Annotated in this window: 11 protein-coding genes; 8 read left to right on the top strand and 3 right to left on the bottom strand. The window is 71.4% G+C overall.

Features of this window, described 5'->3' with window-relative positions:
- Positions 1-171: 171 nt before the first annotated feature.
- From ACFVYL_RS26785 to ACFVYL_RS26775, 3 genes are read right to left on the bottom strand one after another with little or no spacing between them, the layout of a single operon-like run.
- A complete protein-coding gene (locus ACFVYL_RS26785) occupies positions 172-1,701 on the bottom strand; it encodes a class I adenylate-forming enzyme family protein (RefSeq protein WP_389720092.1) in 1,530 nt (509 codons plus the stop codon).
- Positions 1,685-3,553, bottom strand: coding sequence for an ABC transporter ATP-binding protein (locus ACFVYL_RS26780; RefSeq protein ID WP_389720090.1), 1,869 nt, complete (start codon positions 3,551-3,553; stop codon positions 1,685-1,687). Before ACFVYL_RS26780 ends, ACFVYL_RS26785 begins: the two co-directional genes overlap by 17 nt.
- Entirely contained in the window at positions 3,553-5,412 is a 1,860-nt protein-coding gene (locus ACFVYL_RS26775; RefSeq protein WP_389720088.1) for an ABC transporter ATP-binding protein, read from the bottom strand. The genes ACFVYL_RS26780 and ACFVYL_RS26775 overlap by 1 nt, the downstream gene beginning before the upstream one ends.
- A gap of 779 nt (positions 5,413-6,191) precedes the next feature.
- Here ACFVYL_RS26775 and ACFVYL_RS26770 point away from each other — a divergent pair.
- The 8 genes from ACFVYL_RS26770 to ACFVYL_RS26735 all read left to right on the top strand — a co-directional run bounded on the left by ACFVYL_RS26770 (position 6,192) and on the right by ACFVYL_RS26735 (position 15,307).
- A complete protein-coding gene (locus ACFVYL_RS26770; protein WP_389720086.1) occupies positions 6,192-6,821 on the top strand; it encodes a response regulator transcription factor in 630 nt (209 codons plus the stop codon).
- A 338-nt stretch (positions 6,822-7,159) separates the two neighbouring features.
- Positions 7,160-8,632, top strand: a complete 1,473-nt coding sequence (locus tag ACFVYL_RS26765) for a condensation domain-containing protein (protein WP_389720084.1) — start codon at positions 7,160-7,162, stop codon at positions 8,630-8,632.
- A 520-nt stretch (positions 8,633-9,152) separates the two neighbouring features.
- Positions 9,153-10,598: an aldehyde dehydrogenase family protein gene (locus ACFVYL_RS26760; RefSeq protein WP_389720083.1), complete on the top strand. Its 1,446-nt coding sequence runs from the start codon at positions 9,153-9,155 to the stop codon at positions 10,596-10,598.
- A complete protein-coding gene (locus tag ACFVYL_RS26755) occupies positions 10,595-11,140 on the top strand; it encodes a nucleoside 2-deoxyribosyltransferase (protein ID WP_389720081.1) in 546 nt (181 codons plus the stop codon). Before ACFVYL_RS26760 ends, ACFVYL_RS26755 begins: the two co-directional genes overlap by 4 nt.
- Positions 11,141-11,289: 149 nt before the next feature.
- Positions 11,290-12,168, top strand: a complete 879-nt coding sequence (locus ACFVYL_RS26750) for a dihydroorotate dehydrogenase (protein WP_389720080.1) — start codon at positions 11,290-11,292, stop codon at positions 12,166-12,168.
- A gap of 10 nt (positions 12,169-12,178) precedes the next feature.
- Positions 12,179-12,955 carry a creatininase family protein gene (locus tag ACFVYL_RS26745; RefSeq protein WP_389720079.1) on the top strand — a complete coding sequence of 259 codons (777 nt, stop codon included), beginning with the start codon at positions 12,179-12,181 and terminating at the stop codon, positions 12,953-12,955.
- A gap of 53 nt (positions 12,956-13,008) precedes the next feature.
- Positions 13,009-14,313 carry a nucleotide sugar dehydrogenase gene (locus tag ACFVYL_RS26740; protein ID WP_389720078.1) on the top strand — a complete coding sequence of 435 codons (1,305 nt, stop codon included), beginning with the start codon at positions 13,009-13,011 and terminating at the stop codon, positions 14,311-14,313.
- On the top strand, positions 14,306-15,307 hold the full coding sequence (locus tag ACFVYL_RS26735) for an NAD-dependent epimerase/dehydratase family protein (protein WP_389720076.1): 1,002 nt from the start codon (positions 14,306-14,308) through the stop codon (positions 15,305-15,307). Before ACFVYL_RS26740 ends, ACFVYL_RS26735 begins: the two co-directional genes overlap by 8 nt.
- Positions 15,308-15,309: the final 2 nt, after the last annotated feature.

The raw sequence follows: 15,309 nt of genomic DNA, 5'->3' as shown, positions 1-15,309 counted from the left end.
CACGCACGCTCGCCGCGTTGTCGGGCTCATCCCGGTACGCCCAGTACCGGGATGAGCCTCCGCCTTGCGATCGCACGCACCAGACGCCGCGAGGCCGCCCTCCGGGCGAACGACGCGAGTTTGACGACAGGGCCTAGGCCGGGTCCTGGCCGGTCAGGTCACCTGATGCGGTCACGCCACCGTGTCCGGCATCGCCGCGCGGCGTACCTTGCCCATCGAGCTCTTCGGCAGCGCGGCGACGAAGTCGACCGCGGCGGGAACCTGATGGGGCAGGAGCCGGGCGCGGCAGTGGGACGTCAGCTCCGTCGCGGTCAGCGGAGGGCGGGCGACGACGGTGGCCCGCACGCGCTCGCCGGTGCCGCCTGCCGCCTCGTCGGCCCACACGACCGCCTCGACGACCGACGGGTTGGCCAGCAGGACCTGCTCCACCTCCAGGGGGTTCACCTTCTTGCCGCCCACGTTGATGAAGGAATCCTTGCGCCCGACGAGGTGCAGATGGCCCAGGGGGTCGAGGCGGGCCACGTCGCCGGTGCTGTACCAGCCGTCGCGGAGGACCCGCCGGGTGGCCTCGGGGTGACCGAGGTAGTGCGTGAACATCGCGGGTGTCCGTACGAGCAGCGAGCCCTCGCTGCCCTGGGGTACCTCGTATCCCCGCTCGTCGACGACGCGGATCCGTACGCCGGGCAGGGGACGGCCCACACCGAGGTCCGCGCCGGGGTCGTCCTCGGGGCGGCGCGCGGCGATGACTCCGGCCTCCGTGCAGCCGTACACCTGCTGGATGTCGAGGCCGAGCCGTTCCTTGGCGCGCCGCGCCACGGCCGGTGGCAGGGCGGCGCCCGAGGAGAGGCACAGCCGCAGGGCACGCGGCGGTCGCGGCGGTGACGATCCGGCGCCGGCCGCCCGCGTCGTCAGGTCGTAGGCCATGGGGGCGGCGACCAGCACCGTGCAGTCGTGCCGGTCCAGGGTCCGCAGGAGCCGCGCGGGGGCGAAGCGGCCGAGGAGGACCAGCTGGGCCCCGGCTCGCAGGGCGGTGACGAGCCCGGCGACCAGGCCGAAGGAGTGCAGCAGCGGGACGGCGGCGAGGATGCGGTCGTCCTCGGTGATGCCGTAGGCGCGCGCGTAGATCTCGCCGCCGTTGGCGAGGTTGTGCTGCGTGTGGACGGCCGCCTTGGGCTCTCCCGTCGAGCCGGAGGTGAACTGGTAGAGGAAGGGGGTGTCGGGCGCGACGGTCGTCGGGGGCTCGTCGCCGGAATCCTCCAGTGGGGCGCCGGAGTCCTCCACGGGGACGAGGACGCAGTCGAGCGGTTCCTCGTCCTTGTCCTCTTTCAGCGCGGAGATTCTCGCTGCGTTCCCCACGACGGACAGGGGGCCTAATTGCCGTGCCTGCGAGGCGAGTTGGGGTCGAGTCGTGCTGGGTTCCAAGGGGGTCACGCGCATTCCGAGGCGTGCGGCGGCGAGGAGGGCGATGACGAAATCCGGGGTGTTCTCCATGAGCAGGCCCGTCGTGCCGGGTCCGGTGAGTCCGAGCGAGCGGAAGCGGCGCGCGGTGGCGCGTACCTTCTCGTGCAGTTCGCCGTAGGTGAGGGCATCGTCCTCACAGCGGAGGGCGACGGCGTGGGGGCGGGCTCGGGAGGCGCTGTCGAGCAGCCCTGCGAGCGTGGCGGGGGCCGGGTTCGCCGTGGTGTCAGACGCGGTGGCCATCGATCACGCTCTCCTCTCGGTCCGGCGCGGGCGCTGCGGACCGGATGTCCGGGGCGTCGGCGGGGTCGTCGTAGGGCTGCTGGTGGCGGAAGTAGCGGTCGTAGAGGTGGCGGTAGGCGCCGCCCCGGGCAAGGAGGGTCGCGTGGTCGCCCTGCTCGATGATCCGGCCGTCGTCGACGACGACGATCGTGTCCGCCTTGCGGACGGTGGGCAGGCGGTGGGCGACGACGATGGTCGTGCGGTCCGCGGCGAGTGCCTCCAGGCCCTCCTGGATCTGAGCCTCCGTCAGGGGGTCGATGCTGGCGGTCGCTTCGTCGAGAATCAGTACGGGGGCGTTCTGGAGGAAGACCCGGGCGAGGGCGACGATCTGCCGCTGGCCCGTGGAGAGGTTGCGCCCGCCGTCGTCGATGGGGGTGTCCAGGCCCTGCGGGAGCGGGAGGAGCCAGTCGCCGCCCGCCACCGCGCGCGCCGCGGCCTCGATCTCGTCGCGCCCGGCGCCCGGCCGCCCGCGGGCGATGTTGTCCGCCACCGTCCCCGAGAAGAGGAACGGCGTCTGGGTCACCACGCCGAGGCAGCGCAGGTACTGATCGAGGTCCAGGGTGCGTACGTCGAGGCCGTCGACGTCGATGCCGCCCTTCTGGAATTCGTACGCGCGCATGATCAGCCGCACCACGCTGGACTTGCCTGCCCCGGTGTGACCCACGAGCGCCACGGTGTGGCCTGCTGGCACGGTGAGGCTCACACCGCTGAGCACGGGATGCCCCGCGTCGTAGCCGAAGTGGACGTCGCGCAGCGTGATCTCGCCGCGCAGACGTGGCACCGGGACCCGGTCGCGCTGGCGCACCGCCGACTCGCGGTCGACGAGCGCGAAGACCCGCTCTCCCGCGGCCAGTCCCTGCTGGAGCTGGCTCCAGAAGGAGGCGATGCTGGTGAGGGGCGACCAGAACAGGGCCAGGGCCTCCAGGAAAAGCACCCACTCGCCCGCCGACACGGAGCCCGCGTCGACGCCGTGGCCGCCCACCAGGACCACCGCGACCGTGCCCAGCCCTGTCAGGGAGATCAGCAGCGGGAAGATGCCGCTGAACAGGCGGTTCAACCGCACACTGGCCCGGAACCACTGGTCGTTGACCTCGTGGAGCCCGGCCTGCGCGGACTCCTGGTGGCTGTGATTGCGGGCCACGGCGATGCCCCGCAGCGTCTCCTGGACGTATCCGTTGACCTCGGCCAGCGCCTGCTGCTGCCGTAGCGAGGCGCTGCGCGCGGCGCGCCGGAAGGCGAGGCTGACGGCGACGATGACCGCGGCGACCAGAGCCGTCACCAGGGCGAGCGGCACATTGATCACGAAGAGGGCGGTCAAAAGCAGCCCGATCATGAGTACTTGGCCGAGCAGGCTGAGCATCAGGCTGATCAGCGTCGCGAACGCCTGGGTGTCGTTGGTGACGCGGCTGACCACCACACCGGTGGCGTGGGCGTCGTGGAACGCCATGTCCTGGCGCATGACCGCGGCGAACGCCCGCTCCCGCAGTGCGAGCACCACGTCACCGGCCAGCGTTCCGCTCACGCGCTCCTGGAGAAGGGTGAGCAGCCAGGCGGCGACGCCCGCGACGAGGATGGCGGTGACCAGCAGCGCCAGCCGGCCGTCGCCGTCGTCCTCCAGGGCCGAGTCCACGGTCCGGGCCAGCAACAGGGGTACGGCGCTGCCCGCCGTCGCGGCGACGATCACGGCGACGACCACGAAGGCGACCGCCTTGCCCCGGCCGCGGAAGAACGGGGCGATGCGGCGGGCCAGTTCGCGGTCGCCGTACCGGCGCCCGTAGTCGTCCGGCTCGATGCCCTCCAGCAGATGGGCCATCAGTGGCTCTCCTCCTTGGCGCCCGAGGCGTCCGGTCCTGCGGGTGCCTGCTTGCCCAGGTAGGGCGCGAAGATCCGTCGGTAGAGAGGGCAGCCCCGCAGGAGCTGTTCGTGACTGCCCTGGCCGGCGATCCGGCCGGCGTCCAGAACGATGATGTGGTCGGCCGCCCGGATGCGGGACAGCCTGGGGGTGACCAGGAATGTGGTGCGCCCGTCCGATGCCTGGCGCATCGCGCGCTGCACCTCGTACTCGGTGGCGCTGTCGACGGCGCTGGTCGCGTCGTCCACCGCGAGGATGCGCGGGTCGGCGACCAACGCGCGGGCGATGGCGAGGCGTTGGCGCTGCCCGCCGGAGAGGGTGACGCCGCGTTCGCCGATGACGGTGTCGTAGCCGTTCTCGGTCGCCGTGATGAAGTCGTGTGCCTGGGCGATACGGGCCGCGGCCTCCACGTGGGCGCGGTCGGTGCCGTGGTCCGAACCGAGGCTGAGGTTCTCCGCGATGGTGCGGGAGAAGAGCACCACGTCCTGCTCGATGACCGAGATGCGCGAGCGCAGCGACCCGGTGTCCCAGTCGGTGGTGGCGACGTCGTCGATCAGGACGCGCCCCTGGTCCGGCGCGTAGGTGCGGTTGAGGAGATGCAGCAGGGTGGACTTGCCGCTGCCCGTGGCGCCGACGATGGCCACGGTGGTGCCCGCGGCGACACGGAACGACACGTCGTGCAGCACCGGCCTGTCGGGGTCGTAGCCGAACGTGACGCCCTCCATGGCGACTTCACCGCTGATGGGCGCGGTGTGTTTGCCGCCCCGCTCGTCCTCGCCCTCGGGGTCGTCGAGGACCTCCTTGATGCGCTGGGCCCCCGACATGCCGAGGTAGATGAGGCCGAGGCTGAAGGAGGCCAGCTGGGTGGGGGCTCGCAGGGTTCCCATCAGCCCCAGGACGGCGACGAGTTCGCCGATGCTCAGGGAGCCCGCGCGCAGCAGGATCACGGCGTGCACCAGGGCGCCGACGGTGGCGAGGGCCAGCAGCAGCGGGGAGAGGGCCAGCGCCTGGGTGCGGATCTGGCGTACGGAGGCGTCCCGGTACTCCCTGGCCAGCGCGGCGAACCGGGTGCGTTCCTGGTCGGCGCCGCCGGTCGACCCCACCACCTCGATCCCGGCGATGCTCTCCGACGCCTGCGCCGTCATGGCGCCGAAGCGCTCGCGTGCGACGTCGGACACGGGTTCCAGGCGCCGCCCGTGTTCGGCGAGGGCCACCGCGAACAGTACGACGAAGGCGACAGGGGAGAGCAGCAGCCGCGGGTCCACCAGGGCGATGAAGACGATCGGCATCAGGATGTTCAGCGCGAGGTCGACCGCCAGGTCGAAGCCGGGCGACACCATCAGGTTCAGCGATTCCGCGTCGCCGGTGGCCCGGGCGGAGAGGTCGCCGACCCGCCGCCGGTTGAAGTAGCCCTGGCCCTTGCGGAGCAGACTGGCGAAGACCTGGGAGCGCGCGTTGCGTTCGAGTCCGCTGGCGAAGGACTCCAGGCAGTACGTGGACATGATGCCGCCGAGCGCCCGGACGACCACGAGGGCGAGGAGTCCGGCCACGGTGGCGTGGAAGGCACCGAAGTCCGGCGACCCGCCGTCCTGGTCGAGCACGGCGTCGAAGGCCAGCCCGGTCACCAGGGGGATCGCCGCGTTCAGCGACTGCCAGGCCAGGCTGCCGAGCAGGAACAGGGCGATGTACGGCCTGAAGGGCCGCATCTGCGCGAGCAGCCAGCGGGGCACGCTGTCCGATGCGACAGCGCCGGGATCGGGCCGGGGCGGGGCCGTCGGGCCGGCCGGATCCTCCCTCTCCGGGATGGTCTCGGCGGTCATCGGCTCTCCTTCTCCGTGTCGGGGGCCGTAGCGTCCGCCGGCCCGGAGAGGTCCGGAAAAGACAATCGACGCATGGTTTTCGGCCACAATTCATCGAATTTCTGGGTGTGCGGCGCACAGGGCTTTCCGGCCCGGCGTGAATTCAGCAGGGCAGGCGGCGGAGTACCGCTGGAGGCGGTTGCCGACAGGTGCGTTCGCGGGCATGCCACGGGCGCGGGTCGGGCAAAGGAATCACGCGCCGGCCGGGGTGCGGCCGCCGCGGATCACCGGGCGCGCAGCTGGGCGGTGTGACCGAGGAGGCCGCGGGCGAGCGGGGGCGGATGAGGGTCGTCCCTGCTCAGTATGGTCTTGCGGGGGTCGGAGGCGGGGTCTGCGGCATCGTGGATTCCTGGCACGCAAACAAGCCGATGGCGTGCCGTGGCATGGAAGCTACTTGTTTTCACGCGAAAACGAAAGTCTGCCTCTGGTCGCACAAATAGCCGTTTGTTGAAAATTAAATCCCAGGACTTTGGGTCGCCTGCCCGAACGGGCGTTGCCAAGTTGAATGGTTGATCTCGCTGGAATCGTCTGGGTACTGTGACGAGCGTCCAGTGCTTTAACGGGCGTTCAAGTGAACCGCTATTGCATGTATGCCGTGGCGGTCGGCCACAGCCTGCCGGCAGACGGTGCGGGGCGGCGTCATTGCTCCGCGCTGGACACGCCTGGGCGCGTGGCGACAGTGAAGAGGAGTACGAGTGAACCAGACGCTGTGCCACCCCCCGTTCCAAGGAGAGCAGCTCGTGGTGACCACCCTGGTACGCAACGGCTTTCTGCAGCTCGGGCTGCGGGCCGTCCTGTCGACCACACCCTTGGTGAGGGAGGCCAGACACTGCGGTGACTGGAGCGAGGTGGAGGACTCTTTAGGCGCCGACAAGGTGGACGTCCTGTTCCTGCACGAGAAGGACTACAGCCCGACTCGAGGCGTACTCGCCGACGTTCCGCACCGACGTCCGAAGGTGCTGCTGCTCCTCAGTGGCACCGCCGTGTCCGAGGAAATCCTCGCGGGTCCCTCGGTTCCCGATGGATTTCTGGTCGAGAGCGAGTTGACGGCCACCGCGGTCGAGGACGCGCTCCAGCGAATGGTGGCGGGGGAAGTGCCCATGCCCACCTCCGTCACGCGGGCGTTGCTGCACCGGGTCCGTGAGCCGGAACAGCGGCGCCGGCAACGCGACGTCTCACTGACGGGCCGTGAGAACGACGTACTGCCGCTGCTCGCCCAGGGTCTGAGCAACAAACAGATAGCCCGGCGCCTCGGCATCTCCAGCCATGGAGTCAAACGCATCGTCGCCAGTCTGCTGCTCAAGCTCGGCGCGCCCAACCGGACGGCCGCGGTGGTCACCGCCATGCAGAACGGCCTCATCCCCGACTGAGTCATTCCCGGCTGACCGGCCCTCTCCTCCGCGGGCCGCGATGCCGCCGCCCGCCGGGTGGCCCGCGCCGCTCCTCCCGCGGCGCTCGGCCACCCCTGCACCGCGCGGCGTCGGCGCGGTGCGTGGGAGGACTCGCATGTGTCGATGCTCGTCGTGCCCGAGCTCTGTGGGAAGCGTCCGGTGGGCGCCCGTTCGGGGTGACCGAACGGGCAGCCCCCAAGAGCGCGGGTGACGCGTCCGCGGAGCCGCCACTACGGTGAATTCGGTCCGGCCGGACAGCGCACCGCACACCCCCACCTCCTCTGCCCATGCCTCAAAGTGCTGGAAAGGAGCGAGCCGTGGCGGAATTCGTCCGGCACCGTATCCCCTTCGAAGGACGGCGGGCCGTCACGGCGCCGGCCACCTGCGCACAGCGCCACATCTGGAAACTGATGCAGAGTCAGTTACCGGACGCCGCCTTCTACGACGTGTGTTACTGGACGGCTCTGCCCGGCCACGGCACCGTGCAGGACCTGCTCGATGTCCTCGCCGAACTGTTCAGGCGCCACGAGTCGCTGCGCACCGGTTTCCGCTGGGACGCGGACGGCGGCCTGTTCCAACAAGTGGTGGACTCGGGCGAGTTCGTGGCCGAGGTGTGGAGCCTCCACCGTGACGAGGACCCGGACAGCGTGCTGCGGGCCTGGCGGAGCCGGATGCGGCACACCCCTTTCGAGTCCGCGCGGGCCCCGCTGATCCGGTTCCTGGTCACCGTCGTCGACGGCGCACCCGTGCTCGCCGGGTTCTGCGTGTCCCACCTCGTGGCGGACCTGACCTCCCTGCGCCTGCTGGCCGACGAGGTGCCCCGGCTGCTCGACGCCCGCGTGGCCGGCCGCTCGCTGCCGCCCGCCGTGCCGTCGCGACAGCCCGTGGAGCAGGCGCGGTTGGAGCATTCGCCGCGCGGCCGGGCCCTCCTTGCGCGGGCACGCACCTACTGGGAGCGCCAGCTCGCGAGCGCGCCCGCCACTTTGTTGCCGCCGCGCGACGGGGCCGACGGAGCCGACGGAGTCGACGGGGCGGATAGAGCCCACGGAGTCGACGGTCAGGCGGTACCGGTCCGCTACAGCGCCGTCATGGACTCCCGGGCGGTGGGCCTCGCGGTGCCGGTCCTCGCCCGGCGCTGGCGGGTGAGCACCTCCGCGGTTCTGCTCACCGTCGTGGCGAAGCTCCTGGGCCGCCGCGCCGGGCTGCCGACGTGCGCCCTGCGTCTGCTCAGCGCCAACAGGTCGGACCCGGAACTGCGCGCCACCATCGGCAATCTGCACACGGAGGTGATCGTGACGATCGGCCTCGAAGGCGACCGGATCGAGGACGTGGCCCGCCGCGCCTTCGCCGCGTGCACCACCGCGTACGCGAACGCTCTCCACGACCCCGACGACGTGGCGGAACTGATCGCCTCCGCCCACGGCCCCGGTGTGCCCGTCGACCTCTCGTACTGCTTCAACGACGTCCGGGAGGCACATGCCCTGCCGGACGCGGCCGAGGGGCGGGGCCGGGCGCCCGACGACGCCGCGCTCCTGCGGGCCGCGATGGCCGACACCGTCGTCGCGCCGGGCGAGTTCGAGGAGGGCGAGACCTTCTTCCTCGTGATCGACGACGAGGACCCGGGCTGGATCCGCCTGGTCCTCAACGCCGAACGCCGGGCGCTCACACCGTCCGAGGTGCATGGGTTCCTGTACGAGGTGGAGCGCTCGCTCGTCGAGTACGCCGGAGCCGCCGAGCGCATCGGGGAGGAGGAGGCCGGGGGCGTCGGGTCACAGGCCACGGTGGCCTAGGGCCTTCTGACGGATCCTGGAGCCGCCGGGGGCGGACGGACCACGTCGGACGTCAGGGAGGCGCATCCCTCTTCGCGAGGGGTGCGCCTCCCTCTTCATGAAGCGTGCGCCACCCCTGTTCGTGCTTCGGCGGGGCCGGGCGGGGCCCTCGCAGGAGGCCGGAAGGAGAGGCCGTACGCTCGATGTTCCCCCGGGGCCGCCGCACCCGCCATGCGCATCCGGCCGGGCGTTTGGTGTAGCCGATCGACTCTAGCCCAAAGTGGGGGTGTTCGATCACCGGGGCCCCGGTGAGACTGGTTTCCGGTCCACTTAGCCCACGGTAGGCGCAGCGGACGGCAGCCGGACGCCGGACGTTCGGAGAGCGCTCCCGGCGCCCCACCCCTGCCTGCCCCTCTCACTCCCTCCGTTCTCACCCGCTCCTTTCAGCAGTCGGCAACCACCCCTACGCGACCCCCTCGTGACGGGAAGACATGTCCGCATTTGTTGATCAACTCGCCCCCTGCACCGCCGGGTCGGCCCGGTGAGCGCCCCTGTCGTCGGGTCGACGGCCACGGCCCCCGGCCACCCCGGAGCCGCCCGGTACGGACCGAGGCCGGTCGAGAATCCCGCGCTCGGTGAGGCGTTCGCCCAGGCCCCGGGGTGCACACCCGAACAGCTCGACGGGGTCATCGACGACGCGGCCCGAGCCTTCCCCGGCTGGGCGGCGACACCCCTGGACGCCCGCCGTGAGCGGCTGCTCGCATGCCATCGGGCCCTGCTGGCCGCCGTGGAACCGGTGGCCGGACTGCTCACCCGTGAGCAGGGCAAGCCCCTGCGGCACGCCCGGGCCGAAGTCCGCCTGGCGGCCGACTGGTTCGCCCACACCGCGCGGCTGGAGCTCGCGCCGGAGCGGCTGGTCGAGGAGCCCGCCGCCCGCGTCGGCCTGGAGCGGGTCCCGCACGGCGTGGTCGCCGCGATCGCGCCCTCCAACTACCCCGTCCTGCTGGCCGTCTGCAAGATCGCCCCCGCCCTCCTGGCCGGCAACACCGTGGTCCACAAGCCCTCCCCGGACACGCCGATGTCGAGTCTGATGATGGGCCGGATCCTGAGCGAGGCCCTGCCGGCCGGTACTTTCGCGGTCGTGGACGGCGGCGCCGAGCTGGGTGCCCGGCTCACCGTCCATCCCGCCGTTCGGCTGGTCTCGTTCACCGGATCGGTGGACGCGGGCCGGGCCATCGCCCGGCAGGCCGCGGCCGACCTCAAACGGGTCGTGCTGGAACTCGGCGGGAACGACCCCGCCGTCGTCCTGCCCGGCACGGACGTGGCGTCCGTGGCACGCGACCTGTTCGCCGGAGCCATGACCAACAGCGGGCAGTTCTGCGCGGCGGTCAAGCGTGTCTACGCCCCCCGGACCGAGCATCGCCAACTCGCCGATGCCCTCGCGGAGATGGCGCGGTCGGCCGTCATGGGGGACGGGCTCGACCCGGCCACCGAGTATGGGCCGCTCGTCAGCCGCGCCCAGCTGGAGCGGGTGGCGGGCATGGTGGACGAGGCCGTGGCCGGTGGGGCCCGCGTCCTGGCCGGCGGACGGGTCCTGGACCGGGCGGGCCACTTCTATCCGCCCACCGTCGTCACCGGTCTTGCGCCCGGGAGCCGCCTCGAAGTGGAGGAGCAGTTCGGGCCGGTGATCCCCGTCATCCCGTACGACGACGACCCGGAACAGGTCATCGCGCGGGCCAACACCTCGCCGTACGGGCTGGGTTGCTCTCTGTGGGGCGACGAGGGCCGGGCGCTGGTCCTGGCCGGACGGCCCGCGTGCGGAACCGTGTGGATCAACACCCACGGCGCCCTGCGGCACGACGTGCCGTTCGGCGGTCACCGGCACTCGGGGATCGGTGTCGAGTACGGCGCCTGGGGTCTGCGGGAGTACACGCAGCTCAAGGTGCATCACATCGCGCTTCGCCAAGCAGATCGGGAGATGTCATGACTGACAGCACGGTGGCCGGCGTCGACGGGACGGAGGGCATCGACCTGACGGGCGTCAGCGTCTTCGTCGGCGGCCCCATCCAGCACGCGATCCGTGACGACGGATTCCATCAACCGCTGCGGCACGCCATCCGGGACGTCATCGGTGCCGTCTCGGCCGTGCACGGCACGGTGTTCTCCGCCCATGTCGTCGAGAAGTTCGGCGTGGACACACCGCTGTACTCGCCCGACGAGGTCAGCGTGCGGGACTTCGACTGGATGCGCCGCTGCGACGTGTTCGTGCCGGTGCTTCCCGTGGACGTGGCCGGTGAGCTGATGCGCACGGACGGCACCCACGTCGAGCTCGGCTGGGCGTCCGCGCTGGGCAAGCCCATCGTCGTCGTCACCCCGATGCCGATGGCGGCCAACGCCAGCCACCTGCTGCGCGGGCTGCCCTCCGTCGCCGACGTCACCGTCTTCGACCTGGCCGAGGCGGCCGCGCACCCCACCCAACTGCTGCGGCTGCTTGAGAAGCTGGGCCAGGAAGTCGTGATGTCGAAGTGAGGAGCACCAAGGACGGGGGAAACTCCCCCGAGGGTGCCGATGCCGTACGGGCAGGGCCAGGGTCAAGGCCAGAGGCAGGGGCAGGAACCGGAGCCGGTGTCAGGTCCGCTCCAGCAGCCGCGCCCGTTCCCGCTCCCGCACCCGTGGAGATGCTCGGGCTGCGCCTGAAGTCCCCCGTCGTCGTGGGCTCCGGTCTCCTCACCGACCAGGAGCGCAACATCCGTCGGCTCCTTGAGGACGGGGCGGGGGCCGTGGTCACCAAGACCATCCACCCCCACCCCGGCCCCTCGGGCGACGAACGCCTGCTCCGCCTGCCCACCGGCATGCTCAACAGCACCACGTACTCCCGCAGGTCCGTGGACGACTGGTGCGCGATGCTGCGCCGGTTCGCCGAGGACGGGCTGCCGGTGATCGCCTCCGTGCACGCGGACTCCCCGGCCGGGCTCGCCGACCTGGCTGAGCGCGTGACCGTCGCGGGCAGCGCCGCCCTCGAGCTCGGCATCTCGTGCCTGAACGAGGAGGACGACGGCCCGGCGGACACTCCGGAGCGCGTCGCCGCGTACACCGAGGCGGTGCGGCGCCGTACCCCGGTGCCGTTCAGCGTGAAGCTGGCGATCGGAGAGCGGGTGCGCGAGCGCATCGACGCCGCCATGGCCTCGGGCGCGGACGCGATCACCCTGAGCGACACGATCGCAGGCCTGGCCGTTGACGCGGACACCGGTGAGGTGCGCCTGGGAGGCGCCTTCGGCTACTCGGGGCCCGGCATCAAGCCGCTGGTGCTCGCCGAGATCTTCGGGCTGCGCCGCGACGGGGTGACCGTGCCGGTCATGGCGAGCGGCGGGGTCAAGGAGGCCGCCGACGTGGCGGAGTACCTGAGCGTGGGCGCCGAGGCCGTTCAGGTCTACACCGCTCTGCACCGGAACATGCACGCCACCCTGCGCGGGATCCGCCAGGACTTCGACGACTGGCTGGCCTCGCACGGCGGCACGGTGGCGGACCTGGTGGGACGGAGCATCAAGAGGCCATGAGGTGAAGGCGATGCGGCAACGCACCACGAACGTACCCCGGTACGGCGACCTGACCAGTCCGCAGGTGCCCGGCGCCATGGCGGGCGCCACCCTGGTGTGGCCGGTGGGAGGGCTGGAGCAGCACGGCCCCCATCTCCCGCTCTCCGTCGACATGGACATTCCGGAGGCTCTGGCCCGGCAGGTGGTCGCGGAGACCGGCGGTCTGCTGCTGCCCGGCCAGCCGGTCTCGGCCAGATCGCTGCCGCAGAGCGGCGGCGGACCGCACTTCCCCGGCACCGTGCACATCGGCGGCAGCACGTTCATCGACTACCTCACGGACTGCCTGCGCGGCCTCTCCCGCCTCGGCCCCGGCCGGCTCGTCGTGGTCAACGGGCACTACGAGAACGAGGGGTTGCTCTTCGAGGCGATCGACGGCTGCACCGAGGCCGCCCTGTTCGCCGACGTCGAGGTGGTCGCGTTCAGCTGGTGGAGCCTGGTCACCGATGACTGGCTCGGCGAGCACCTCCCGCGGTTCCCGGGGTGGCACGCGGAGCACGCGGGCCTGACCGAGACGAGCCTGATGATGTATCTGCGCCCCGACGTCGTCCGCCCGGAGCGCCCGAGCCATACCGGGCCACCGCCCGCGGGGGTGTACCGGCACCCCGTCGACGCGGCCGAGATCTCGAACCAGGGCGTGCTGTCCTCCGCCGTCGGCGCCTCCGCGGAACTGGGGGAGCGGCTGTTCTGGCACCTGGTCGACGGCGTCGTCGAACTCCTCGGCAAGCCGCCCGGCGACACCTGTACGTGAATCGATCCACCGGCGTTTCCACCTTCCCCCGCCACCTCCAGGGAGCTATGCCAATGCCATCGATCAGGCCGTACGAGGACTACGACGTGTGCGTCGTCGGGCTGGGCTACGTCGGCGTCACACTCACCGCCGCGCTGCTGACCACGGGCAGAAGCGTGCTCGGCTACGAGACCAACCCCAAGGCGGCGGACGAACTCTCCCGTGGCGTACTGGAGTTGGCCGAACCGGGCGTCGAGGAACAGATCAAGGGCGCGGCCGGGAGTGGCGCCCTCGCCGTCACCACGGACGTCGGCGGGCGGAAGCTGCCGCCCGTCGTGATCATCTGTGTCGGCACCCCGATCGAGGCCGGCGGCACCACGCCGGACCTGAGCCATCTGCGGGCCGCCACCGAGACGATCGCGGCGGGCGTCGACGAGACCACTCTGGTCATCGTGCGCAGCACGGTGCCGGTGGGCACCTCGCGGAGCCTGGTGCTGCCCATCCTGCGCGGCACGACCGACGAGCCGCTGCTCGCCTACTGCCCGGAGCGCACCATCCAGGGCCAGGCCCTCGCGGAACTGCTGTCCCTGCCGCAGATCGTCGGCGGCCTGACCGACGAGGCGGGCAAACGGGCGGGCGCCTTCTTCGAGACGCTCTGTGACCAGGCGGTGCCCGTCTCCTCACTGGAGGCCGCCGAACTGGTCAAGCTGGTGTGCAACTGCCACACCGACCTGATCTACGGTTTCGGCAACGAGATCGCGCTCATCACCGAGAAACTCGGCCTGGACGCACGCGAGGTCATCGACTCCGCCAACCTCGACTACCCCCGGCCCAAGCTGCACAAGCCCGGTTTCGTCGGCGGCAGTTGCCTGACCAAGGACCCGTACCTGCTCGCGCACTCGGTCGCGGCGCACGGCCACACACCCCAAATGATCACAGCGGCGCGCACGCTCAACGAGTCCATGCCGCGAAGGGTCGGCGAACGCGTCCTGGCCGAACTGCGGGAGCGGGGAACGGACCCGGCCGACGCCAGGATCCTGATCTCGGGCTTCGCCTACAAGGGCCGTCCCGAGACCGACGATCTGCGCGGAGCGCCGTACGAACGGCTGCTGCCGTTCCTCAAGGGGCGCGTCAAGGAAATCGTCGGCCACGACTTCGTGGTGCCGTCGGACCGGATCGCCTCCCTGGGCGTCCGGGCGGTCGGCCTGACGGAGGGCTTCACCGGCGCGCACGCGGCCATCCTCCTCAACGACCACGCGCGGTACGGCGACGTCGACGCCGCGGGCCTGGTGGCGCGCATGGCCGACCCGGCACTGGTCTACGACACCTGGCGGGTCCTCCCGCCCTCGACGAAGGCGATGAGGCTCGGCCGTGCGTAAGAAGATCCTGATCACCGGAGGAGCGGGCTTCATCGGCCTGCATCTGGCCCGCCGCGCGGCGGCCACCTGCGACGTCACCCTGCTCGACGACTTCAGCAGGGGCCGGTCCGACGCGGAGCTCGCCGCCCTGCTCGGCCCGGTCGAACTCGTCGAGCACGACCTGACCACCCCCGTGCCCGACGGACTGCTCGCGGACGACTTCGCCGAGGTCTACCACCTGGCCGCAGTCGTCGGCGTCGCCGAGTCCAACGACAATCCCCGGCGGGTGCTGCGCACCAACCTGCTCACCACCGTCCACCTCCTCGACTGGTTCTCCGGACTGACCGGCGCCACTCTCTGCTTCGCCTCGTCCAGCGAGGCCTACGCGGGCAGCGTGGAGGCCGGTATCGCGTCCGTCCCCACCGGCGAGGACGTGCCGCTGATGGTCCCCGACCTCACGGTGCCCCGGTCCTCGTACGGCTTCAGCAAGATCAGCGGAGAGCTGTTGTGCCGCACCTACGCGCGCACCCACGGCTTCGCCCTGCGCATGGTGCGCTTCCACAACGTCTACGGCCCCCGCATGGGGTACGACCACGTGATCCCGCAGTTCATCGAGCGGCTGCTCAGCCGCGTGGACCCCTTCGAGATCCACGGCGCCGACCAGACACGCGCGTTCTGTCACGTCGATGACGCCGTCGACGCCATCACCGCGCTGACCGCCCTGCCGACCAAGGAGCCGCTCCTGGTCAACGTCGGCAACGACCAGGAGGAGATCCTCATCAGGGACCTCGCCCTTGCTGTCTTCGACGCGATGGGCCGGCACCCGGCCGTCGACGTCCACCCCGCGCCCCCGCTCTCGCCCGCCCGGCGCCTGCCCGACCTCTCCCGGCTGCGCGAACTGACCGGGTACAGCCCCGCGGTGCCCCTGAGCGAGGGGCTGCGCCGAACCTGCGAGTGGTACGCCCAAAACCCCCGGAACCCCCGGGACACAGCGGCTCGCGGAAGCGGAGCGTGAGC

Source organism: Streptomyces sp. NPDC058308, assembly GCF_042880275.1.
GTDB lineage: Bacteria > Actinomycetota > Actinomycetes > Streptomycetales > Streptomycetaceae > Streptomyces.
The sequence above is the reverse complement of the archived record's forward strand: the minus strand, read 5'-3'. Positions and strand labels throughout refer to the sequence as shown.

Excerpts from the sequence above, each read along its gene's own strand:
- ACFVYL_RS26785 (WP_389720092.1), bottom strand. The coding sequence starts at position 1,701 with ATGGCCACCGCGTCTGACACCACGGCGAACCCGGCCCCCGCCACGCTC.
- ACFVYL_RS26780 (WP_389720090.1), bottom strand. The coding sequence starts at position 3,553 with ATGGCCCATCTGCTGGAGGGCATCGAGCCGGACGACTACGGGCGCCGG.
- ACFVYL_RS26775 (WP_389720088.1), bottom strand. The coding sequence starts at position 5,412 with ATGACCGCCGAGACCATCCCGGAGAGGGAGGATCCGGCCGGCCCGACG.
- ACFVYL_RS26755 (WP_389720081.1), top strand. The coding sequence starts at position 10,595 with ATGACTGACAGCACGGTGGCCGGCGTCGACGGGACGGAGGGCATCGAC.
- ACFVYL_RS26750 (WP_389720080.1), top strand. The coding sequence starts at position 11,290 with ATGCTCGGGCTGCGCCTGAAGTCCCCCGTCGTCGTGGGCTCCGGTCTC.
- ACFVYL_RS26745 (WP_389720079.1), top strand. The coding sequence starts at position 12,179 with ATGCGGCAACGCACCACGAACGTACCCCGGTACGGCGACCTGACCAGT.
- ACFVYL_RS26740 (WP_389720078.1), top strand. The coding sequence starts at position 13,009 with ATGCCATCGATCAGGCCGTACGAGGACTACGACGTGTGCGTCGTCGGG.